This window comes from Desulfoluna butyratoxydans, assembly GCF_900699765.1.
GTDB classification, from domain to species: domain Bacteria; phylum Desulfobacterota; class Desulfobacteria; order Desulfobacterales; family Desulfolunaceae; genus Desulfoluna; species Desulfoluna butyratoxydans.
On the sequence record NZ_CAADHO010000011.1, the window covers coordinates 41,235 to 62,008 of the forward strand.

The following is a 20,774-nucleotide window of genomic DNA, read 5'->3' on the forward strand; positions in this document are numbered from 1 at the left end:
GACAGGCTGCACCTTTGCACCAAATGGTGTCGGCCCTCATTCAGCAGGAAACAAAGAGAAGCTGTTTCTGAATTTCAAATTCAGGGACGATTGCTCGGCATTGAAACCGGCGTCGCGACGACCCGGTACGGATATAGCCATTGTTTTCTGTTAACTTGAGGGTTTGGTAAGGAGCAGTTATGCGCAAACGAGTCGGGGCAAGCCTGGCATTTCTCCTTGGTCTTCTGTTTTTCGGCCTCTGTCTTGCATATTCCGAGGGCACCGACGAACAGAATCGGGGTGTAGATGTCATCTCCATGGACACCATCACTTCCTACGGGGTACTTCAGCGCCCCAAGGTACACTTCCCACACGAAAAACATGTGATTGATGCCGAGAAGGACACGTGCCTTCAGTGCCATGAGGAGCGGCCAGACGGCGGGGTTTCCCTTGCGTTCAGGCAGCGTAAAGGGCTCTCCGGCATGGAGGCCAGGGACTATTACCACGCCCAGTGCATCCAGTGCCACGCCGATGCGGCCGCGGCAACAGGGGCCACAGGGCCCCAGGTCTGCGGCGGCTGCCACGTTAATGGCGAGCCCGCATCATCACCTTCTTCGTCCCACGCCATCGATTTTGACGATACCCTGCACAGCATCCACACCGAGCAGGCCACCCTTGACTGTCGCACATGCCACGACAGGCTCCACGGGGAGCCCGGTGCAACGGACAGTCCGGCCATGTCGCCGCGGGAAACTTCCCACGATCTGTGCGTGAGCTGCCATGTATCCACCCTTGATTCCGGTGAACCCGGCGGTCCCGTAACCTGCACAGCCTGCCACACCGACCCTGTGGACACCTCCTCCATGCCGCGCGTTGCCGCCGGTGGCGGTGAGGTGCTCTTTGACCACGACCTCCATGAAGGCGCAGACATCTCCTGCGAGACCTGTCACCACAAGGAGCCGGAAACCTCCTGCTCCGAATGCCATGACGCGTCGGGCTCTTCCCGGGGCGGCGGCGTCTCCCTGTACGCTGCCATGCACAGCCGGCAAGCCGACCGCAGCTGCATCGGCTGCCATGACGCCATGGGGGCAGGGGAGGTGGACGACTGCACCGGCTGCCATGCCCCGTTCAGCGGGGGAACCCCTTAAACGATCGGGATGGACACCTCCCGGGCTCGGATGATTTCCCGAGCCCGGGGACCGGACCCTTCGCATCCTGGCGGCAGCACCGCCGGGACGTGGGCGAAGGGCCGCCTTCTTACAGGAATGAACAAAGAGGAAACACCATGTATCAATTTATCACCGGGCCGCTGTTGTGGCTTTCCCTCGGGATTTTTTCCATCGGTTGCATTGCCCATGTGGCTCTTTATATCAAAAACCTCGACGCCCGCCTGGACCGGGTGGCCTATGACACATGCATCGCAAGCGGGCTGAAAGGGGCCCTGCGCTCCATTGTGCTCTGGCTGATTCCCTTCGGGACCCGTTGCTGGCGGCAGAACCCCGTACACACCCTGCTGTTTTATCTCTTTCACGTGGGGGCCGTGGTCGCTCCGCTGTTTGTCTCGGCCCACGGCATCCTGCTGAAATACCGCTGGGGCATCTCCATTCCGGCCATGCCCGATGCCGTGGCCGATGCCCTCACCGTGGGTGTTCTGATAGGGGCCGCAGGGCTTCTCATCCGCCGCATGGTGCTCCCCGAGGTGCGACAGCTCACAAGGCCCCGGGACATCGGCGTGCTCTTTTTGTCGGTGGCGCCCTTTGCCACCGCTTTCATGGCCTATCACCAGATCGGAGACGTCACCTTCTGGACCCTGGCGCACATCCTCAGCGGGGAACTCTTCCTCGTGGCCGTGCCCTTTACCAAGCTCTCTCATATCGTGCTTTTCTTCTGCTCGCGCATCCAGCTCGGCATGGACTTCAGCATCAAGCGCGGTGGGCTCAAGGCCCCTGGATTTCCCTGGTAACCATCTTTTTTAAGATACAACGATTTTGTGAGTGAGGAACCATGACCAAGCAGCAAGGCATACTGTGCAACCGAACCCCCATCGGAACCAAAGCAAAACTCCAGGAACTCCTCGGGGACAAGGGCGGCGCCCAGTACTACAAAGAGATGGAGAGCCTCGACGTGGACGTCCCGGCGTTGAAGGCCCTTTTGAAAAACACGTTGAAATCACGGCTCAAGACCTGGCTGAACTCCTGCATGCGATGCGGGCTCTGCGCCGACTCCTGCTTTCTTTATATCGCCAACGACAAAGACCCCAAGCAGGTCCCCTCCTACAAGATCCAGTCCACCCTGGGTGAGCTGGTGCGTCGAAAAGGGGAGGTGGACACCGCTTTTATGATGCACTGCATGGATGTGGCCTGGTCCCAGTGCACCTGCTGCAACCGGTGCGCCATGTATTGCCCCATGGGCATCGACATGGGGGTGATGTTCTCCTATCTGCGCGGGGTGCTCTTCTCCCAGGGATTCGTGCCGTGGGAGATGAAGATCGGATCGGGCATGCACCGGGTCTATCGCGCCCAGATGGACATCACCACCGAGGACTGGGTGGACACCTGCCAGTGGATGGAAGAGGAGACCGAAGAGGAGTGGCCGGGCCTTGAAATCCCCGTGGACAAAGAGGACGCCGACATCATCTACACCGTCAACGCCCGCGAGGCCAAGCACTACCCCGAAGACCTCGCCGACGCAGCGGTCCTCTTTCACCTGGCCGGGGAAAACTGGACCGTTCCTTCCGAAGGGTGGGAAGAGACAAGCCTGGCCATGTTCGCCGGAGACTGGGAAGCCTCCACCATGCAGGTGAAGTCCGTTTACTCCGCCATCGACCGGTTGAAGCCCAAGCGCATGGTGGTTACCGAGTGCGGCCACGCCTACCGGGCCACGGTGACCGAAGGCCCCTACTGGGCGGGCATCAAATCGGGCAAAGCCCCGGTGGACAGCCTGCACTACGTGGAGTGGGTGGCCGAAGCCCTGCGCACGGGCAAGCTCAAGATCGACCCGGCCAAACGGATCAAGGAGCCCGTGACCTTCCAGGACTCCTGCAACTACATCCGCAATGCAGGCCTGGCCGACGACGCCCGGTACATCATGAGTCAGATCGCCGAGGATTTTCGCGAGATGACCCCCAACCGCGAACACAACTACTGCTGCGGCGGGGGAGGGGGCATGAACGGCATCGGACGATACCGGGAACAGCGGAACATCGGCCTGAAAGTCAAGCGAGACCAGATCCTTGAGACCGGAGCCAAGCTGGTGATCTCTCCCTGCCATAACTGCTGGGACGCCATCCGGGACCTGGAGGAGGTCTACCACATCGGGATCCGGTGGTCTTTCCTGAAACCCCTGCTCATTCCCATGGTGGTGGTGCCGGATCATCTGACACACAATGAGGAATAATAACAAGCCTCTATCAATGGCTTGGATTGCCGTTTTCCACTGGGAACGCCCCTTTCATAAGGAAAAAAACACCCCATGGACGGTAATTGATTGAACTTTGAAAAAATAACTGCTTTAGTTAGTAGTTAGTTATGACCCGTCTCCCCCGGCTGCAACTCGGCACCCGGGGGAGGCCATGGCATGGCACCGGAAACCAGGAGCCAGGGACATGAAGCGTATGACGGCGACAGCATGGGACGTGCCGGTCTGCGGGGGAGACCCCTTCCGCACCCCGACGCCGTGTCCGTCCCAAAGCCCGGCCCCTTCGGTTTTCCTTGCCCGTGTCACCCGGTCTCCCTGCACCAACCTCCCTTTGCCTCTCTCTTCCCGTTTCCCCTGACCTCTTTCGTCGAACCATTCGATCGAGTTTGATGCTGACACTTCAGACAGGCAGGTTCCTTATGTTCAAAAACATTCTGTTCACCACCACCGCGTCGCCCATCTGCGACGAAGCCGCCCGGTTTGCCTACAACCTGGCCGAAAAATTACACTCCGGTTTAAAAGTCCTTCACATCTACGGGTTGCCCTCCCACGGCTTTACAGCCCAGGTCCAGGCGTACTCCCCCGAAAGCGAGGACGTGCCGGACGCGGATTACGAAACGCTCCTGACCCGTGAAATCCGGGCTTCCCACGAACACCTTGCGAACAAATCCATGGATTGCGAGGTGGTGGTTAAACCCGGGATCCCCGCAACGGAAATCCTGCGCCGGGCCAGGGCCTGGGAGAGCGACCTCATCGTCATGGGGACCCACACCCGGCTGGATTGCACCGGGGCGTCCCTTGCGTTTCGCAACACCGTGGGCAACACCATGCAGAAGGTGGCAAAAAGCGCCAGGGCACCGGTCCTTATCATCAACCGTTTCTGTCCCCTTCCGCACTGGAATTTCAAGAACATTGTCTTTGCCACCGACCTTTCGCAGGCATCGGACGCCGCCTTTGCCTTTGCCGTGAAGATCGCCCGGAAGTCCGGGGCAACCCTTCACCTGCTCCATACCCTGGAGATCTCCGGGATCCCCGAAGATCCCGTTGCCATGGACAGGCGCCTGGCCCACGTGCGGGCAGCCGTGGAAGCCCGTTTTCTAAGCCGCACCGGGGATTTCACCAACATGGAGGTGGAGGTGTGCGAAGGGACCCCGTACGTTGAGATCCTGAAGCTGACCCGCAGGTGCCACGGAGACCTTGTTGTCATGGCGCACCATGGCAAAGGACCGGAGGAGAGCCCGGCCATGGGCGGAACCCTGGAGCAGGTTGTCATACGGGCCTCCTGTCCGGTGGTGAGCGTCAACCACGGCGAAAAGGGATAATCACCCGTAAGGAATCGCCGCCTGCGTTCATATTTTGGTTTGTTCCCGGCTCTCTTTGGGCTATGAATGAAGGTAGGTTCCCTTTGCGACCGTCCTCATCCTCATCCTGAGACCCAACAATACGGAGGTATACCTGTGTCCCGACCCAAAAACGCCATGGAGATATTCAAGCACCTGGAGAAATCCAATTGCCGGGAGTGCGGCGAAAAGAGCTGTCTGGCCTTTGCCGGAGCGGTGTTTACCGGCGCCAAGTCCATAGACGCCTGCCCCAGGGCAGACGAGGCCACACGGGCCCTGTTCAGGGGCGGGGCAGGGGAGACCGGAGACAATGGCGATATCTATCTTGCCGCCCTCCAGGAAAAAATGGGGACCTGCGATTTTGACGAGGCATCCCGGCGCATCGGGGCAACGCTGTCCGGCGAGGTGCTGACCCTCAAAGTGCTGGGCAAGGATGTGGGGGTGGATCACCAGGGCCGGTTTCACACCGACCTGCACGTAAACCCTTACCTTGGGGTGCCCTTTCTCAACCATGTCCTGGACGGCAAGGGCGTTCCGGCCAAAGGGCAGTGGGTCTCTTATCGGGATATTCCGGGAGGGCGCGAGCAGTACAACCTGTTTCACCGGCGCTGCGAGGAGAACCTTCTGCGCCTGGCGGACGGACACACCGGCCTGTTTGACGACCTGGTGCATCTCTTCGACGCAAAAGAGGTGCCGCCCCAGTTCCAGTCGGACATCTCGGTGGTCCTTCATTTTTTCCCCACGGTTCCCTTTATGATCTGCTACTGCAACGATCAGGACGGCCTGGGTTCAGCCGTGAATGTTTATTACGACAGCACCGCCATCGAAAACGTGGACGCTGAATCCCTGTTTTACCTCGGCGTGGGATTCACGTATATGCTGGAGCGCCTGGCCCTTCGGCACGGGTAACAATGGACATGCGCCGACGTGCCTCGGGACCTGAACCAATATAAGGTTGGGAGAGGCCCTCTTCTTCCGGTGGTCGCAGGGGAGGAGCCCCTTTCGGAACGAGAGCTGCATGGAGGTGAGCCATGACAGGAAAAGGAGAAAAAAAAGATGAGAGGAAAAACCTGAGAACCCTTGGAATGACCCTGGGAGGCATGCTGCTTCTGGTGGTGATGCTCACAGGGCCCGCCTTGGCCGAGTTCAAGGTGGATGAAAAAAAAGGGGTGGTTGTCGACACCGCCACAGGGCTCATGTGGCAACGCCAGACAGGCAATGACAATGAGGCCCTGACCTGGGCCCAAGCGGTGGCCTACTGCAAAAAACTCGACCTGGCCGGGTACGACGACTGGCGCCTGCCCAGCTCCGATGAACTCCAGAGTATCATTAACTACCTGAGCTACGACCCTGCGGTGGACCCCCGGGTTTTTCCGGACACGGCGTCCTCGGGGTACTGGTCCTCCACAACCTACGAAGCCAATTCCGGCTATGCCTGGCGCATCGATTTCTACTATATCGGGTACGTCAACATCAGCAACAAAGCGAATCACTATTATGTTCGGGCCGTGAGGTCCCTTCCGTAAAGCGCCTCTGCCCACAGGCCGTACGGGGCGGTGACGTTTTTTTCCTGCTTCCTGCGGGCATGATGGTGGTAGCGTACGCTGAAAGGGCAAAGGAGACGCCTCTTTTGCCGAGGGTACCCTTGTGCCCGTGATACGGATGCGTTCCCCTTTGGGCCAAGGTCAACAAGGGCACGGTGCTGGTGCCCGTCAGATATGAGACAGGATGATTATGGATGAAGATTTGGTGACACTGCGGCAGGCGCTGCATCGCATACCCGAAGCCTCCGGGCAGGAGGAGAAAACAGCAGGGATGGTTGCCGACTGGCTCGCTGGCTGTGACCACCACGGCATGGTGAGGGATTTGGGCGGCCACGGGGTGGCGGTTTTTTTTGACGGGACGTCCACCGGAGAGACCCTTCTTTTCCGGGCCGACCTAGACGGGGTGCCCGTAACCGAGATGACGGGCCTTCCCTATGCATCGGTCCACAAGGGGTTGTCCCATGCCTGCGGCCACGACGGGCACACGGCCATCCTCTGCGGCCTGGCCCGTGAACTCTCAAAGTCGCCCCCTAAGCGGGGGCGGGTGGTGCTTCTCTTTCAACCGGCCGAAGAGACCGGGGCCGGGGCCGATGCCGTGATCAAGGATCCTCGGTTTCAGGGCATCATCCCGGACCGGGTCTTTGCCCTCCACAACCTGCCCGGCAGACCCCTGGGGCAGGTGTGCGTGCCGGACAGGCTTTTTGCCTGCGCCTCCCTGGGCATGGATATCCATCTTTCCGGCACGCCGAGCCATGCTGCCTGGCCCGAGCACGGGAACTCCCCCATGCCCATTGTGCAAGCGCTCCTGGCCGATGAGGGCCTGCTGTCAAGGGAACAGGGCGAACCGTTTTTCATGAGCACGGTGACCCATCTTCAGGTGGGAGGGCCCGGGTTCGGGGTGAGCCCCGGCGAAGCGCGGGTGCAGCTCACCCTGCGGGGGGAGGCGGACGCATACCTGCATTACCGCATGTCCCGTATCAAGGAGGCGTTGGAGGAGAAAAGCGGGCTTTCAGGCCTGGGGTGCGAGGTGATGGTGACCAATGAGTTTCCGGGAACACCCGTGGACCGGGAGATGGCTGAAATGGTGATGGAGGCCGCCACCGATGCGGGCCTGGACGTCACCACACTCTCCGAGCCCATGAGGTGGAGTGAGGACTTCGGGTGGTTCACCCACCGCTACCCCGGGGTGATGGTGGGGCTGGGCTGCGGCGAGGGGCCGCAGCTTCACAACGCAGATTACAACTTTCCGGACGCCCTTCTCGGGCCGGGCATTGCCCTGTTTTCCGCCATCATCCGGACATGTCAGCGCAGCATGACCCCCTGACCCGGCTCGCCCGAAGGGTGAGAAAATCAGGATGTTTTCTCATGAAATATCCGGGCCAGGACAGATCAGGTGCTCCACAACCCGGAGTTGGAATTGAACACCGCCTGGAAGCGAAGGCGCGGGGCCTCATTGCCGTTTTCGTCCCGGGGCTCGGTCGTCTCAAATCCGGAGGCGTCTTCCTTGGCCGGGGGGCGGATGGTCACCCTTCCCCTGGAAGAGCAGGTGCACTCAGCGCCCTTGAACAAAAGGGAGAAGGGGGCGCGGACAAAACAGGATTGGGGCCTGTCTGTGCGGGACTCGGGCAACGTGTTGTCCGTCAGGGCAAACTTGCGTTCCTTGCCTTCGCTGTTTGTTATGGAAAAACCCGTTGCTTTACCCTTGATATCGTGGTTGGTTGAAAATGGCTTGAGCATGGAATTCTCCTGATTCTTAAAGAATGAAAAACAGCGACTTACAACCCGTCACACATCCCTGCAACCCCGTCTGTCCCATGGGGAAAGCAGGCGCTTTATCCGTTCCGCGGCAGGCCGGATCGACCCGAAAGGCGTGTCAGCCTTGCGGGATGGCCCAATGGTTTGGCTGCTTCATGATGGCTGGTGCCCGGGCCTGGCCCGGCGCCTTCGGTCTGGGAGCCTGATGGAGAGGTGGGTTTTGGTAGAAAAACGCAGTGGGGATGTGGAGACGTGGGGGTGTCCGACCGTTTACGGATGATTGAATTATGTCACGGCACGGAATGAATATGAAGTGTTATTTTTCTAAACATTGATATAAATATTGAGATGTTGCGATACGTATTACCCTGAAAGAAACCCGGCGCGCTCACGCGTCAGGAGGCGCGGCCGAAGATGAGGAGGGCTGGGGTGATCTCGGAGGTGGGCAGGGTGCCCGTCACCCAGTCATCGAGGATGCCGGTGAGGGCGGAGAGCGGTTTGTAGCCCTGGTTGAGCACCGATGCCGCCTCGCCTTCCCTGAGAACCAGGGCGGGAAAGGCCAGGGCGTTGTAGTCCCGGGCCAGGGCAAAATCGTCGAAGGTCTCTGCACGGACGGAGTCGCTTTGTGCAAGGGGCAGAAACTGCTCCGGGGACACGCCGATCCCTTTGGCGAGGTCGCAGAGGATCTCCGGCCGCGTTATGTCTTTCATTTCCAGGTAAAACGCGTGATGAAGGGCCCGATAGTAAGGCAGGGCCAGGGCAGGGTTCAGGCGCCTGACGGCAACAAAGGCCCGGCTGGCCGGTGCCGAGTCGTAGAGAAAATCCGGGGCATCTGCCAGCAGGTGGCCGTTGATGGGCTGGCCCGTGGCCCGGGTCACCCCGTGCCAGTTTTCAAGGAGCTTCGGCTTGATGGCGTCGGTGATGGCAATGGGGTCCTCCACCCGCAGTCCCCCCATGATAAACCGGAAGGGAACCGAAGACCCGAGGCGCTCCATGAGGGCATCAAGGACCGGCTCAAATCCGAAGCACCAGGCGCACATAGGGTCGCCCACATAAATAATCTCTTTGTCCGTTGTCTGGCTCACGTCTTTCGTCCTCCGGTTCCCCGTTTGATCATCACAAGATCCCACTTATACCATACCTTGCCCCCAGCTCAAGGCGCCTTTTTGGCGCTACAGGTCCCCCATACGGAGAATCACGGAAAACGCATCGATGAGGGCCCAGGCCGTATCGTCCTGCCGCAGCCCCAGGTCATCGTCCCCGGAGCGGGTCATGAGGGCGCAGACCTCGGTGCCGTCCTTGAGACCGAGGATCACCTCTGTTGTGTTTCCACCTTTAATAATACGGCGCACCTTTCCTTCAAGGGTGTTGGCGCAGCTGGTCAGGGGCGGGTGGGGCCCTGCGGCCACCAGGACCCAGGGGGCCTTTACTTCGGCGGTGAGAAGGGTTCCCGGCTTCAGGGCCAGGCGGTCGGCGCTTTCATTGGTAATGATGGCGGTGATGGGGTAGCCCCCCAGGGTGTCCAGGGTGACCACCGTCTGGATCTCTCCGGAAACCATGCTGGCCACCTTTCCGGCAAAGCTGTTCCTTGCGCTTGTTTTGATCCTGCTCTCGCGTCGGGTGACATGGGCCACCACCCGCTGCATGTCCTGTTCGGAAAAATCGAGCCAGGAGGCGGTCAGACCTGCCGTGCTGTGGCCGAGCATCTTCTGAACCACGGGAAGGGGCAGGTTGCTGCGCAAGAGCTCCAGGGCACGGGACCGGCGGATGACGTTGGGGCTTCCCATGGCCTTGGCCAGCCCGCAGGACTCTGCCTGTTCATAGAACTTTCTTCGCACATGCCCCGGATCCACGGAAAAAGGGGCTTCGGTGGATGGCGGCAGGACCTCGAGGATTCCCTCGGCCACGTGGGGAGGGATCTGGACATCCCGGTACCCGGCGGACCGGCTTCCGATATGCACGGTGTGGCCCGTAAAGTCGATCTGATCGGTGGAGGCGATGCCCAGGATTTCCCCTAAACGGGCACCGGTGTAGCGAATGAGCAGGAAGATGCAGAAAATTCTCTGCCGGGACCTTCGCACGTCGGAGCGCCGTGCAGCCGAGACCCAGTCCCGAAAGGCTGTTTCCAGGGCGGCCAGCTGAACAGGGTCGAGGGTGCGCTCCTCCTCGGAAGGCGTGAGGATGGTCGATGGGTTGGCGGATGCATGCGGCGGTGTTTTCATGGAGGGCATTATAGCGACAGATCCGTTTATTTCCAAGGAAATCGGGTTGACATGGTTGGAAATCGGGTGGTACAAGTGACATGTAAATTATAAAAACCGTGCCAATTGACCAACAGGCGCACTTCATGACAACCCCCTGTTCAAAGGAGGTGACCATGCTTTTCGAAACCGCAGGCGTTCACGTGGCCCCCTGGATCCCCCCCGTCGTGGCCTTCGGCGTCTCCTTCATTACCTCCATGGCCGGACTCTCCGGCGCCTTTCTGCTCCTTCCCTTTCAGATGTCCGTCCTTGGGTACGTGCATCCCTCGGTGAGCGCCACCAACCAGCTCTTCAATATTGTTGCCATCCCCTCGGGGGTGTGGCGGTTCATCAAGGAGGGGCGCATGGTCTGGCCCCTGACCCTGGTGGTGGTGGTGGGCACCATGCCCGGGGTGATCCTGGGTGCGCTGATCCGGGTGCTCTACCTGCCGGACCCGCTTCACTTCAAGATGTTTGTGGGCATGGTCCTTCTGTACATCGGGTTTCGCATGGTCAGGCAGCTCCTCGATACGAGGGGAAAAGAGCCGAAAACGGAAGAGGGGAGTGATTTTAAGACCACGGTCCTTTTCTGGAACCTTCGGGAGATGGCCTATACCTTCCGCGGGCGCACCCATCGCTTCTCGGTGCCCGGCATCTCCTTCATGAGTTTTGTGGTGGGAATCATCGGAGGCATCTACGGCATTGGCGGCGGGGCCATCATCGCGCCGTTTTTTGTTTCGTTTTACAGGCTTCCGGTCCACACCATCGCCGGAGCGACCCTCATGGGCACCTTTGTGACCTCCGTTACCGGGGTGCTTTTTTATCAGGGCATGGCCCCTTTTTTTCCCGCCATGCACATTGCCCCGGACTGGGGCCTGGGGCTTCTCTTCGGCCTGGGCGGCATCGCAGGCATCTACATGGGCGCTCGATGCCAGAAATACATGCCGGAGCGTGGGCTCAAGTGGCTCCTCTGCATTGTCCTGGCGGGAACCGCCGGAAAGTATATCGTTGAATTTATCCTGTATGTCCGCCCGTAGATAAGGATTGACCGCTTTTGTAAACATGGTTACGGTATTTCATGCCCATAGGGACTGATCCGACGTAAAAACAGATGGATTTACCCCATACATGAAAGTGCGCATGAACCCCTTAGCAACGGCTGATAAACGTGATGCGCCCCTGGTCCTGGAGATCAAGGGCGCGTCTCTGGATGACGGCCCCGGTATCAGGACGGTGGTTTTTCTCAAGGGGTGCCCCCTTGACTGTGCCTGGTGCCATAACCCCGAAAGCAAGAAGGCCGGACCGGAACTCTCCTTCGATGCGGAAAAATGCATCGGTTGCCGAGAGTGCCTGTCAGTGTGCCGGGAAGGGGCCCTCGACCCCGGGAGGGGGCCGGACCGTTCCCGATGTACCCTCTGCATGGCATGCACCGAGGTGTGTCCGTCAAAGGCCCTGGAGCCTGTGGGTCGTACCATGGAACCGGATGAGGTGGTGTCGGCGGTGTCAAAAGACATGCCCTTTTTCGACGCCTCGGGGGGCGGGGTGACCCTGTCCGGGGGGGAGCCGACCCTGTTTCCCCGGTACTGCGGCGAGCTCATGCAGGGACTCAAGGCACGGGGCATTCATACCCTTCTGGAGACCAGCGGCCATTTTTCCCGGTCGGCCTTTGACGCCCACATCCGTCCCCACACCGACACGGTATACTTTGATATCAAGCTCATCTCCCCGGAGGCCCACAAACAGTATTGCGGTGTGGGCAACGCACGCATCCTCGAAAACCTTGAACATCTCCTGGCCTTTCACCGGGCAGGGGGCCTGGAGCTTCTCCCCAGGATTCCCCTCGTCCCCGGCATCACGGCAACCCTTGCAAACATCACGGCCGTGGCCGACCACCTCAGCGCCCTGGGGGCCCGGAAGGTGCAGCTCCTGCCTTACAATCCGCTCTGGCACGGGAAAACCGTTAACATCGGAGGCCGCGTGGACGGTGTCCCGGGCGGGTTCATGGCACCGGAGGAGGTGGCACAATGGGAAACCTGTTTTGAAAAGCGAGGCATCGAGACCTTGTAACCACCGGCAACATTCCTACTACGATAAGGAGGCGACCATGGACTGGAAGGGTATCACTGTCTACGTGACGGGTGGCTCAAGCGGTATTGGGCTGGAGACAGCCAGGCAGCTTTTTGACAACGGGGCCCGTGTGGCGCTTTTTGCCCGGGGGGAGAAGGCGCTGACCGCCGTGGCCGGTGCCTTCAGGGCGCGATCGGACGAGCCCGAGGTGTTCTCCCTGCCCATGGATGTGTCCGACTGGGAGGATGTGAACGGCAAAATCGCCCAGGCCGTCGCCGACTTCGGGGCACCGGATGTGGTGATCAATTGCGCGGGGGTGGGGGTTGCCGACCATTTCGAAAACATTGATGCCGAGGCCTTTGACAAGGTGCTGGCCATCAACGTCTCGGGCAGTCGCAACATTGCCGCGGCCACCGTGCCCTGGCTTAAGAAGAACAAGGGCGCCCTTGTCCTGGTTGCGTCCTCTGCCGGATTTATCCCTGTGTTCGGGTATTCGGCGTACAGCACCTCCAAGTTTGCCGTCATGGGCTTTGCCGAGGTGCTGCGCTGTGAACTGGCGCGCTTTGAGGTGCAGGTCAGCCTGTTCTGCCCGTCCGAGGTGGACACCCCCATGCTGGAGCGGGAAAAGCCCACCATCCCCAAAGAGACCCGCGCCCTCAAGGATTTTGCCGGTGTCCTTCCCGTGGACGTGGCCGCCGCCAAGCTGATCCGGGGCATTGAGCAGGGCCGGTTCCTTATTGTTCCCGGTGTGCGCACCAAGCTGTTGTACTGGGTGCGTCGCCTTATCCCCGGGCCCATCTATCGGTTCGGTGCGGACTTCACGGCCATGCTGGGGGCCGCACGGGTGAATTAGCATGTAACCCAGGCAGGAACGCTGCGGGTGCCTTCCGGCCGGTCCCGTGGGGGCTGAAACCGGCCCCAAACGGGGTGGAAAGGGGGATTGCCCATTTTCGATTATCAACCGTTTTAAAATAATGGTACAATATCGATTGATATTCCGGCCCCATAGTTCCCAGAGGCTGAAAGCATCGAAAAATGTGGCTTTCAGGTGTTGACATGCATGGGAGGGTCCTGTAAAAGTTTCCTCGTTCTTCGGGCGAATAACTCAGTTGGAAGAGTGCAACCCTTACAAGGTTGAAGTCACAGGTTCGAGCCCTGTTTCGCCCACCACCCATTGGGTCGTTAACTCAGTCGGTAGAGTATCTGCCTTTTAAGCAGAGAGTCACTGGTTCGAGCCCAGTACGACCCACCAGAAGACAAGCCGGCATGGCTGGCAACACATATGACGCCTTTGGGCGTCGCTCCGGATGTCCGGGCGAATAACTCAGTTGGTAGAGTGCAACCCTTACAAGGTTGAAGTCACAGGTTCGAGCCCTGTTTCGCCCACCATCTTTCGGGTCGTTAACTCAGTTGGTAGAGTATCTGCCTTTTAAGCAGAGAGTCACTGGTTCGAGCCCAGTACGACCCACCATACATAAGGCGCCTTTTGGCGTCGACCCGGTTGACCGGGCGAATAACTCAGTTGGAAGAGTGCAACCCTTACAAGGTTGAAGTCACAGGTTCGAGCCCTGTTTCGCCCACCATCCGCGGGTCGTTAACTCAGTCGGTAGAGTATCTGCCTTTTAAGCAGAGAGTCACTGGTTCGAGCCCAGTACGACCCACCATCATGAAAAAAGCCGAAGCATATGCTTCGGCTTTTTTCGTTGGGCCTTTTTCCCGGTATCGACATCCCTTGTGGACACAGGGGCTGTATGGTAAACTTCACAAAGGAAAAAATGATCTGCCACAGATCACCCGAAAAGGGCCCCTGACAGACACCACGCGTCTCTCATCCGTTTTCACAAAACCGGATCCCACCGTCCGTGACGTCCCCATCGCCCCCTTCTGCACCCGGTAAGGCCCTCCCTACATTCCATCCAAAACAAACAAGGAGTGCCGTGTATGGATGCCAAACGATTTGACGAGGATATCAAGAAAACCTTCGAGCAGTTCGGAGAGACGGGCGTGAATGTTCAACTCCTGTCCGCCAAGGACAGCCATGTCTCCCAACCCCCTTACGACTGGGTCCAGGTGATGATGAAAGTCATCCCTGTGGTTCCTGACCCCGAGCCCTGGGCCGAGACCTGGCGCTACGGCGGGGTGCTTCAGCACGACAAGATCCCGCTGCCCATCGGCATGCGGCCCATTGACGTGAGCCGCATGATCAGCGCCATTGATGCCGCCAAAAAACTGCCGCCGGGCTTCGACCTCCAGGGAGCCTCCTGCGATCTCTACTGGGCCCTGCACCCGGATGTCAAGGAACCGTACTACCATTTCACCTCAGGGGACCTGACCATCCTCATCGGCGCCTACAGCGGAGACGTGATGGAACCCCAGTTCTAAAGGCTGTACCCTAAAATAGTAAGACATAACGATACTCGTTATGTGTCGACGCAACGATCAAAAAACCATGCCGAGGACTTTGGGGCTGATCCTGTCATGTGTTGATGTGTTCTTGGCATGGCCCTAATAAAAAAAACGCCCCGGCAGGCGGGGCGTTTCCATGTACCATAAAAAAGCGGAGCACCGGGTAACCGGTCTCCGCTTTGTTGTTTGTGTCTGTTCAGGTCATGCCGCCTCCGCGGGTTTGGCCTGCCTTCGGTAGACCGCAATGGAGTCCCAGGTCACAAGGGCCAGGGCGCTCCAGATCAGGAGAAAGGTGCGCACCAGAGACGGATCCAGGGGCTCCTTGAAATAGAACACGGCCAGCAGAAAGGTACAGGTGGGGGCCAGGTACTGAATAAAGCCGATGGTGGACAGGGTCAGTGCCTTGGCGCCCAGGTTGAAGAGAAGCAGGGGCAGGGCCGTCATCAGGGCGGTGCCCATGAGGAGAAGGTCCGTGGCGACCCCTGTGTGGAGAAAGACGCCGTCTCCTGCTGCGGCCAGGTTTCCCAGATAGAGTGTGGCCGGTACCGCCATGAGCAGGGTCTCCACGGTGAGGCCCACCAGGGGACCTACGTCCACCACCTTGCGGATAAGGCCGTAAAAGGCAAAGCTGAAGGGCAGGGCAAGGGAGATCCAGGGCAGGGTCCCGTAATCGATGGTGAGCCAGGCCACGCCGAGCCCTGCGAGGAGCACGGCGATCTTTTGCCTGGTCGTGAGCCGCTCTTTTAAAAAAATCATCCCCAAAAAGACGGTGACCAGTGGGTTGATATAGTACCCCAGGCTGGTCTGCATCACATGGCCATGGTTGATGGACCAGATGAAGAGGAACCAGTTGCCCCCCACCAGGCAGGTGGTGACAGTAAGGACGGCCAGGGTGCGAAGACTGGTGAGGGCCTTTAAAAAGGGCCCCATTTTCTTCTGGAAAACAAGGATGGGCACCAGGAAGGCCAGGGACCACACCACCCGGTGCATCAGGGTTTCAAAGGCCGGGACATGGGAGAGGTGGTTCCAGTAAAGGGGAGAGAGCCCCCAAATAAGAAAGGCCTGCATGGCAACAAGCAGGCCGACGGCGGATTCTGAACGAGACGGCATGGGACATTCCTGTAAGTCATGGGTTGCCTTGATATCAAACATCAAGACGTTAAAAAGAGTGTGATAACATGGGCCGTCTGGGCTGTCGAGGAAAAGAGGGGGCGTTACTCAAGGAAAGGCTGCGGGATTTTACCGGAGTGCTGCACACATGAAATAACGGCATCCGTCGCGCCGTGCAAGGGCCAGGGGGGGCGAAGTGCCTTTGTGGTTGACACAACCCCCTCCGCCCTTAACCTATTCACCATTCACCATTCACCATTCACTATTCACTATTCAACCGTTCTGCCCCCTCAACCCCCTGAAAATCACGCACAGGTCCTGCTCGGTGACCCGGGCAAGGAGGAGGTCATCGTAATCGGGTTCCCGGCAGCCGTCGAGGGCAACGGCAGGTTCGGAATCGCCCTGGGTCACGGGCAGGGTCCTGATGCGCGTCAGGTCCCCGGGGTTTTCCACGCCCCTGTTGTTTTCGATCCAGGCCGCGCAGCTGTCATGGGGTCCGATGAAGAGCAGGAACAGCTCGTCGTCTTTTTTGACCCCCAGCATGCGGTAGCCCTTGCCGATATCGAATTTCACGGCATGTCGGATCCGGCGTTCGCCGTGGTTGCTGAGCTTTCCGGCTTCGTGCAGGGGGCCCTGGCCGTTGGCCGTAAGGCGGTTGATGATGGTGTCTGCCTTGCGACCTGCGGCAACGGCCATCTTTGATGAACGCCGCATGGCGCTGAGCTGTTTTTCAAAGCGATGGGTGAGATGGATGCAGCGGATCATGGTGCCTCCGGGCAAAAAGGTGTCGTCCCCGGCAGGCACAAGGCTGTAAGCCGTCAGCCGTGTGCCCGCCGGGTCAGACAGGACAAATCGTTCAGGTACCGGTTATCCGTGGAACGAACACAACCGGCACCTTATCGGTGTGGGTCAGGAACAGCAGGAGCCGTGGCTGCCGCAGGATGAGCATCCGCTTGACAGCTTGAGGCTTGAGCTGAGCTTGAATCCGACATCTTTAAAATCCACCACCAGGGGTTGGGCCTGGTTGAGCAGATCGGTTTCGATGACATACTCCATGCCCCCGATGGTGTAGAGGGTGTCCCCGTCTTTCTGCATGTCAACGGCCATGGCCAGCTGGGCACCGCCGCAACCGGAGTTGAGGAAGACGCGGATGGGGGCAGGGGTTCGGTTTTCAAAGTAACGGGCGATCTCGGTTTGAGCCGCTTCGGTGACGGTAAACATGTGCTTATGTACTCCTTTGTGTCCATGGGGGGGGGATGCCCCACCGGTTAAACAAACGCATCAGTGTATGCGTTTAACATCTTGATTGTATGTGCTTAAAATTCACCTGGCGTCATATTGATCTCCGCAAGGGTGAAGACGGGCCCGTCCTTACAGACCAGCTCTTTGCCGATGTTGCAGCGGCCGCACATGCCGATGCCGCACTTCATGCGGTTTTCCAGGCTCATGATGATGCGGTCGTGGCTGTAGCCGAGTTTTTCCAGCACCGGCAGGGTAAACTTGATCATCACAGGGGGCCCGCAGACGATGGCGTAGGTGTCTTCAGAGGCGGCCGGGGCCACCTTCTCGGTGAGGGCGGGCACAAAGCCTGTGTGGTAGCCCCAGTTGGGATCGTCGGTGGTGTCCACGGTGATGTGCATGTTGATGTCGTCCCGCTTTTCCCAGGCCATGAGCTCCTCTTTGTAGAGAAGCATCCCCGGGGTCCGGGCGCCGTAGACCACGTCGATGGTGCCGAATTTCGACCTGTTCTCCGGTTCCAGCATCATCTTGATGGAGGAGCGCAGGGTGGTGAAGGCAAACCCACCGCCCACGATGAGGATGTTCTTTCCGGTGAGGGTCTCCCAGGGATACCAGTTGCCCAAGGGGCCCCGAATGCCCATGATGTCGCCTTCCTTCATGTCGTGGAGATGGGCGGTCACCTTGCCTGTCTTGAACACGGTGAACATGACGAAGCCTTTTTCCGTGGGGGAAGAGGCTATGCCGATGGGGATCTCCCCCTGACCGGGGATGGAGAGCTCGGCAAACTGCCCGGCCTGGTAGGCGAATTTATCCTCATCCCCGGGGTTCAGGAAGCTGAAGGTAAAGGTCTTTAAGCTTTTGTCTTCGGTGGCCGTATCGACGGCGTCGATGCGGACCGGGTAGGGTACGTACGGATTCTGCATGATGGACTCCCCCTATGCCTGGCTGTTCATGGTGTTGCACACGTCTCGGATGTCGATGCCGGCGGGGCACTGCTCGATGCACCGTCCGCACCCCACGCACATGATGCCCTGACCGTATTTGTCCGGGAAATACTTCAGCTTGTGCATGAACCGCTGCCGGGTCCTCTGCATGGGGGTCTCCCGGGGGTTGTGGCCGGACCCGTGCCGGGTAAACAGCGAGGTCATGCAGGAGTCCCAGTTTCGGATGCGGTAGCCCGTCTCATTGTGGACCTCGTCCTGGATGTCGAAACACCAGCAGGTGGGGCAGGCATAGGTGCAGGTGCCGCAGTTGATGCAGGCGAAGGTGGTCTTTTCCCAGTGGTCCGCCCCGTAGATGTCCAGGACGGCGCCGTCCTGGATGCGGTTCCAGGCCATGGACGAGGTGATGGCCTCCTCCGCCGTTTTTTTCATTTCGGCGATAAGGGCGTCGGCCCCGTCTTCAGCGGGTGTTTCAAATCCGGCGGCCTTGGCCCAGACAGCGCCTTTGTCCGTCAGCACCCTGGCAAGGTAGTATTCGCCGTCATCCACCAGCATTACGTCCAGGCAGGACTCGTCAAAGGGCCCGGTACCGCAGCTTGTGGAAAAATCCATGGCAGAGGGCGCCTGGACGGCCAGGCCGATCCAGGTGCAGGCCTCATAGGCTTCCACCACATAGGGGTCCTTGTACTCATCGGTGTCAAAGTTGAGGCGGACAAGCTGAAGCGCTTTGGCGTCGTTGGGACGGATCCCCACCACCGCCCGGGGTCGGGTGTCGATCTCCACTGCTTCGTAGATGTCTTTTTTCGGGTCCCCTTCTTTCAACGAGCAGGTCATCATCACCTGGGAAGCTGGAAACACGACGCCCTTGGGAGACAGGCGGGTCTGCCCGCCGTCCATGATGGGGTACTCACTTTCTTTGAGCTCCCGAAAGCCCGGGACCTCTCCATCCGGAGCGGGTCCCACCAGGGCGTAGGCTTGACGCGCCCTGTCCAGCCCCTCGGTCCAACGTGATTTATCGATACGTAATATGGTCATCGGTATGATCCTTTATATAGCCCCTGCACCCCGGGGTCGCGACTGCCTATGTAAACGACATGGGGTGTCATCGCATGGTTGGGTGATCGCTGCCTGCCTTTGCCCCGGGAAACATCGGGAAAAGGCAGGCTGTGACCTGGGCATCCCCTGGTTACAGAATAAACGCTTCCGGGTCGTCGAGGCGGAAGGTGTCCTGCGCCGGTCGGGTCTCGGTGGTGAGGCCCGCTTCGAATCCCCAGTTCTCTTCCACGGCTTTTTCCATCTTGCGCGTCAGAAGGCGCACAGGCACGCCCATGGGACAGGCAGATTCGCAGGCGCCGCAGTCGGTGCAGCGACCGGCACAATGGATGGCCCGGAGCATGTGGTAGGTGCGCACGTCCACGGGGTCGGTACCCTTGCCCACCCACTGGGGACGGGACTCCTCCGTGAAACAGGTGGGGCAGTAGCACAAGGGGCACGCGTTTTTGCAGGCGTAGCAGCGGGTGCATGACGAAAAGGCCTCTTCGAAAAAGGCCCACTTTTCCGCGCTGGGCCTGTCTTCGATCTCCCGGATATCGGCGTAGCGGTCGATACCCTGGGGCTCGGGCACGGCATCACCTGCCATGGTGTCTGAGATCACCGGGTTGGGGTGGGCGCAGAGGGCGCAGTTCTGCCGCAGCACATCCGCCTTGGCGATGCGTTTTTCTGCCGTGGCCGTGGTGAAGACCAGGTGGTCCCCGTCTTCCGTAGCGCTGAGGATTTCTCCGCCAGCTGCGTCCATGGCCTTTTGAGGATCGATCATGCCGGTGCAGGGCACCCCGATGACCACCACATCCTCACGTTTCACACGGTTCTCAACGATGTGGCCCACGATGTTTCTTGAGTCACACCCCTTGGCCACCACCGCCACCTTGCCCATCCCTTTGTTCAGGTAGGCGGCCAGGTTGAGGCGGCAGTTGGCGTCCCAGGTGAGTTTTTCGGTCTCTTCGGGGGTTGTGGCCATGAAGGGTTCGGTGGAGAGGGGCAGGCTCCCTTTGCGAAAACCGATGACCGCTTCCACCTCCCCTTTGACGAGGAGCTCCTTGGCCGTGGCTCGGATGGTTTCTACGATGGCATTCATGCGGCGCTCTCCTCCGGACTCTCTTTGATAAACACGGTGGCGGGCCCGAGGGCTTTCACCTCGTCAATGACCTTGTTGGCCACCTCGGCGAACTTCACCCCTTCGGCGGACGAGATCCACGAGAAGTGGAGGCGTCCCGGCTCAATGCCGTTGAACTCCAGCATCTCCTTGAGGAGGGTGAACTTGCGCCGGGCATAGTAATTCCCTTCGATGTAGTGGCAGTCGCCGGGGTGGCACCCGGAGATCCACACCCCGTCGGCTCCTTTGCGAAGGGCCGCCAGGACCATTTTGGGCGAGATGCGGCCCGAGCAGGGCACGCGGATCACCCGCATGTTGGGGGGATATTGAAAACGGCTTACACCCGCCAGGTCGGCGGCGCCGTAACTGCACCAGTTGCAGAGAAACGTGACAATTTTCGGTTCAAGCGAACTCATTGATGTTCTCCTGTATCTTAAACGTCTTGCCTCCGGCGGCCCTGCCGGGGGCCAAACTTTCGAAAAGTTTGACAAGCAGGCCTTGAGCAAGTCTTTCCAGGCTTCGCCGAAATAATTTCGACTTTTCTATTATGGAAAGTTTTTTGCGGAGCTTTTTTTCAAAAAAGC

At 59.4% G+C, this 20,774-nt stretch carries 21 protein-coding genes and 6 tRNA genes; 17 read left to right on the forward strand and 10 right to left on the reverse strand.

Features of this window, described 5'->3' with window-relative positions; translation table 11 throughout:
- Nucleotides 1-179: 179 nt before the first annotated feature.
- The 7 genes from MSL71_RS22200 to MSL71_RS22230 all read left to right on the forward strand — a co-directional run bounded on the left by MSL71_RS22200 (nucleotide 180) and on the right by MSL71_RS22230 (nucleotide 7,604).
- Nucleotides 180-1,127, forward strand: a complete 948-nt coding sequence (locus MSL71_RS22200; protein ID WP_180145113.1) for a cytochrome c3 family protein — start codon at nucleotides 180-182, stop codon at nucleotides 1,125-1,127.
- A gap of 137 nt (nucleotides 1,128-1,264) precedes the next feature.
- Complete coding sequence (hmcE, locus tag MSL71_RS22205; RefSeq protein WP_180145116.1) at nucleotides 1,265-1,942, forward strand: sulfate respiration complex protein HmcE; 678 nt, start codon at nucleotides 1,265-1,267, stop codon at nucleotides 1,940-1,942.
- A 41-nt stretch (nucleotides 1,943-1,983) separates the two neighbouring features.
- Nucleotides 1,984-3,375: a sulfate respiration complex iron-sulfur protein HmcF gene (hmcF, locus tag MSL71_RS22210; RefSeq protein ID WP_180145119.1), complete on the forward strand. Its 1,392-nt coding sequence runs from the start codon at nucleotides 1,984-1,986 to the stop codon at nucleotides 3,373-3,375.
- A gap of 440 nt (nucleotides 3,376-3,815) precedes the next feature.
- Complete coding sequence (locus MSL71_RS22215) at nucleotides 3,816-4,718, forward strand: universal stress protein (protein ID WP_180145121.1); 903 nt, start codon at nucleotides 3,816-3,818, stop codon at nucleotides 4,716-4,718.
- A gap of 135 nt (nucleotides 4,719-4,853) precedes the next feature.
- Nucleotides 4,854-5,645 (forward strand): DUF3786 domain-containing protein, encoded by a 792-nt coding sequence (locus tag MSL71_RS22220; RefSeq protein ID WP_180145125.1) that lies wholly within the window; start codon nucleotides 4,854-4,856, stop codon nucleotides 5,643-5,645.
- Between the two features lie 122 nt (nucleotides 5,646-5,767).
- A complete protein-coding gene (locus MSL71_RS22225; protein WP_180145128.1) occupies nucleotides 5,768-6,262 on the forward strand; it encodes an Lcl C-terminal domain-containing protein in 495 nt (164 codons plus the stop codon).
- A 208-nt stretch (nucleotides 6,263-6,470) separates the two neighbouring features.
- Nucleotides 6,471-7,604, forward strand: coding sequence for an amidohydrolase (locus MSL71_RS22230; RefSeq protein WP_180145131.1), 1,134 nt, complete (start codon nucleotides 6,471-6,473; stop codon nucleotides 7,602-7,604).
- Nucleotides 7,605-7,669: 65 nt separating this feature from the next.
- Here MSL71_RS22230 and MSL71_RS22235 read toward each other — a convergent pair whose 3' ends face one another.
- From MSL71_RS22235 to MSL71_RS22245, 3 genes are all read right to left on the reverse strand, one after another.
- Nucleotides 7,670-8,017, reverse strand: a complete 348-nt coding sequence (locus MSL71_RS22235) for a hypothetical protein (protein WP_180145134.1) — start codon at nucleotides 8,015-8,017, stop codon at nucleotides 7,670-7,672.
- 413 nt (nucleotides 8,018-8,430) lie between these two features.
- Nucleotides 8,431-9,120, reverse strand: a complete 690-nt coding sequence (locus MSL71_RS22240; protein ID WP_180145137.1) for a DsbA family protein — start codon at nucleotides 9,118-9,120, stop codon at nucleotides 8,431-8,433.
- Between the two features lie 87 nt (nucleotides 9,121-9,207).
- The gene (locus tag MSL71_RS22245; protein ID WP_180145141.1) at nucleotides 9,208-10,257 is read right to left on the reverse strand and encodes a TOBE domain-containing protein; all 1,050 of its coding nucleotides are present in this window, start codon (nucleotides 10,255-10,257) and stop codon (nucleotides 9,208-9,210) included.
- Between the two features lie 155 nt (nucleotides 10,258-10,412).
- Between MSL71_RS22245 and MSL71_RS22250 the strand changes: the two genes are divergently transcribed.
- The 10 genes from MSL71_RS22250 (at nucleotide 10,413) to MSL71_RS22295 (ending at nucleotide 14,724) form a co-directional block, all read left to right on the forward strand.
- The gene (locus MSL71_RS22250; protein WP_180145144.1) at nucleotides 10,413-11,312 is read left to right on the forward strand and encodes a sulfite exporter TauE/SafE family protein; all 900 of its coding nucleotides are present in this window, start codon (nucleotides 10,413-10,415) and stop codon (nucleotides 11,310-11,312) included.
- Nucleotides 11,313-11,415: 103 nt separating this feature from the next.
- Nucleotides 11,416-12,342, forward strand: coding sequence for a glycyl-radical enzyme activating protein (locus MSL71_RS22255; RefSeq protein ID WP_180145147.1), 927 nt, complete (start codon nucleotides 11,416-11,418; stop codon nucleotides 12,340-12,342).
- A 37-nt stretch (nucleotides 12,343-12,379) separates the two neighbouring features.
- Entirely contained in the window at nucleotides 12,380-13,195 is an 816-nt protein-coding gene (locus tag MSL71_RS22260; protein WP_180145161.1) for an SDR family NAD(P)-dependent oxidoreductase, read from the forward strand.
- A gap of 241 nt (nucleotides 13,196-13,436) precedes the next feature.
- Nucleotides 13,437-13,512 (forward strand) — tRNA-Val (locus tag MSL71_RS22265).
- Nucleotides 13,513-13,518: 6 nt separating this feature from the next.
- A tRNA-Lys gene (locus tag MSL71_RS22270) sits at nucleotides 13,519-13,594 on the forward strand.
- Between the two features lie 61 nt (nucleotides 13,595-13,655).
- Nucleotides 13,656-13,731: transfer RNA gene (locus MSL71_RS22275), tRNA-Val, on the forward strand.
- Nucleotides 13,732-13,737: 6 nt separating this feature from the next.
- Nucleotides 13,738-13,813 (forward strand) — tRNA-Lys (locus MSL71_RS22280).
- 36 nt (nucleotides 13,814-13,849) lie between these two features.
- Nucleotides 13,850-13,925: transfer RNA gene (locus MSL71_RS22285), tRNA-Val, on the forward strand.
- Between the two features lie 5 nt (nucleotides 13,926-13,930).
- Nucleotides 13,931-14,006: transfer RNA gene (locus tag MSL71_RS22290), tRNA-Lys, on the forward strand.
- Nucleotides 14,007-14,283: 277 nt separating this feature from the next.
- The gene (locus MSL71_RS22295; protein ID WP_180145165.1) at nucleotides 14,284-14,724 is read left to right on the forward strand and encodes a hypothetical protein; all 441 of its coding nucleotides are present in this window, start codon (nucleotides 14,284-14,286) and stop codon (nucleotides 14,722-14,724) included.
- A gap of 225 nt (nucleotides 14,725-14,949) precedes the next feature.
- Here MSL71_RS22295 and rarD read toward each other — a convergent pair whose 3' ends face one another.
- The 7 genes from rarD to MSL71_RS22330 form a co-directional block, all read right to left on the reverse strand.
- Nucleotides 14,950-15,858, reverse strand: a complete 909-nt coding sequence (gene rarD, locus MSL71_RS22300) for an EamA family transporter RarD (RefSeq protein ID WP_180145174.1) — start codon at nucleotides 15,856-15,858, stop codon at nucleotides 14,950-14,952.
- A gap of 273 nt (nucleotides 15,859-16,131) precedes the next feature.
- Nucleotides 16,132-16,623, reverse strand: coding sequence for a hypothetical protein (locus MSL71_RS22305; protein WP_180145177.1), 492 nt, complete (start codon nucleotides 16,621-16,623; stop codon nucleotides 16,132-16,134).
- A 144-nt stretch (nucleotides 16,624-16,767) separates the two neighbouring features.
- A complete protein-coding gene (locus MSL71_RS22310; protein WP_180145180.1) occupies nucleotides 16,768-17,079 on the reverse strand; it encodes an IscA/HesB family protein in 312 nt (103 codons plus the stop codon).
- A 95-nt stretch (nucleotides 17,080-17,174) separates the two neighbouring features.
- Nucleotides 17,175-18,020 (reverse strand): FAD/NAD(P)-binding protein, encoded by an 846-nt coding sequence (locus tag MSL71_RS22315; RefSeq protein ID WP_180145183.1) that lies wholly within the window; start codon nucleotides 18,018-18,020, stop codon nucleotides 17,175-17,177.
- Between the two features lie 12 nt (nucleotides 18,021-18,032).
- Nucleotides 18,033-19,073: a 4Fe-4S dicluster domain-containing protein gene (locus tag MSL71_RS22320; RefSeq protein WP_180145186.1), complete on the reverse strand. Its 1,041-nt coding sequence runs from the start codon at nucleotides 19,071-19,073 to the stop codon at nucleotides 18,033-18,035.
- A gap of 151 nt (nucleotides 19,074-19,224) precedes the next feature.
- On the reverse strand, nucleotides 19,225-20,172 hold the full coding sequence (locus MSL71_RS22325; protein WP_180145190.1) for a 4Fe-4S dicluster domain-containing protein: 948 nt from the start codon (nucleotides 20,170-20,172) through the stop codon (nucleotides 19,225-19,227).
- Complete coding sequence (locus MSL71_RS22330) at nucleotides 20,169-20,606, reverse strand: hydrogenase iron-sulfur subunit (RefSeq protein WP_180145193.1); 438 nt, start codon at nucleotides 20,604-20,606, stop codon at nucleotides 20,169-20,171. The genes MSL71_RS22325 and MSL71_RS22330 overlap by 4 nt, the downstream gene beginning before the upstream one ends.
- Nucleotides 20,607-20,774 lie beyond the last annotated feature (168 nt).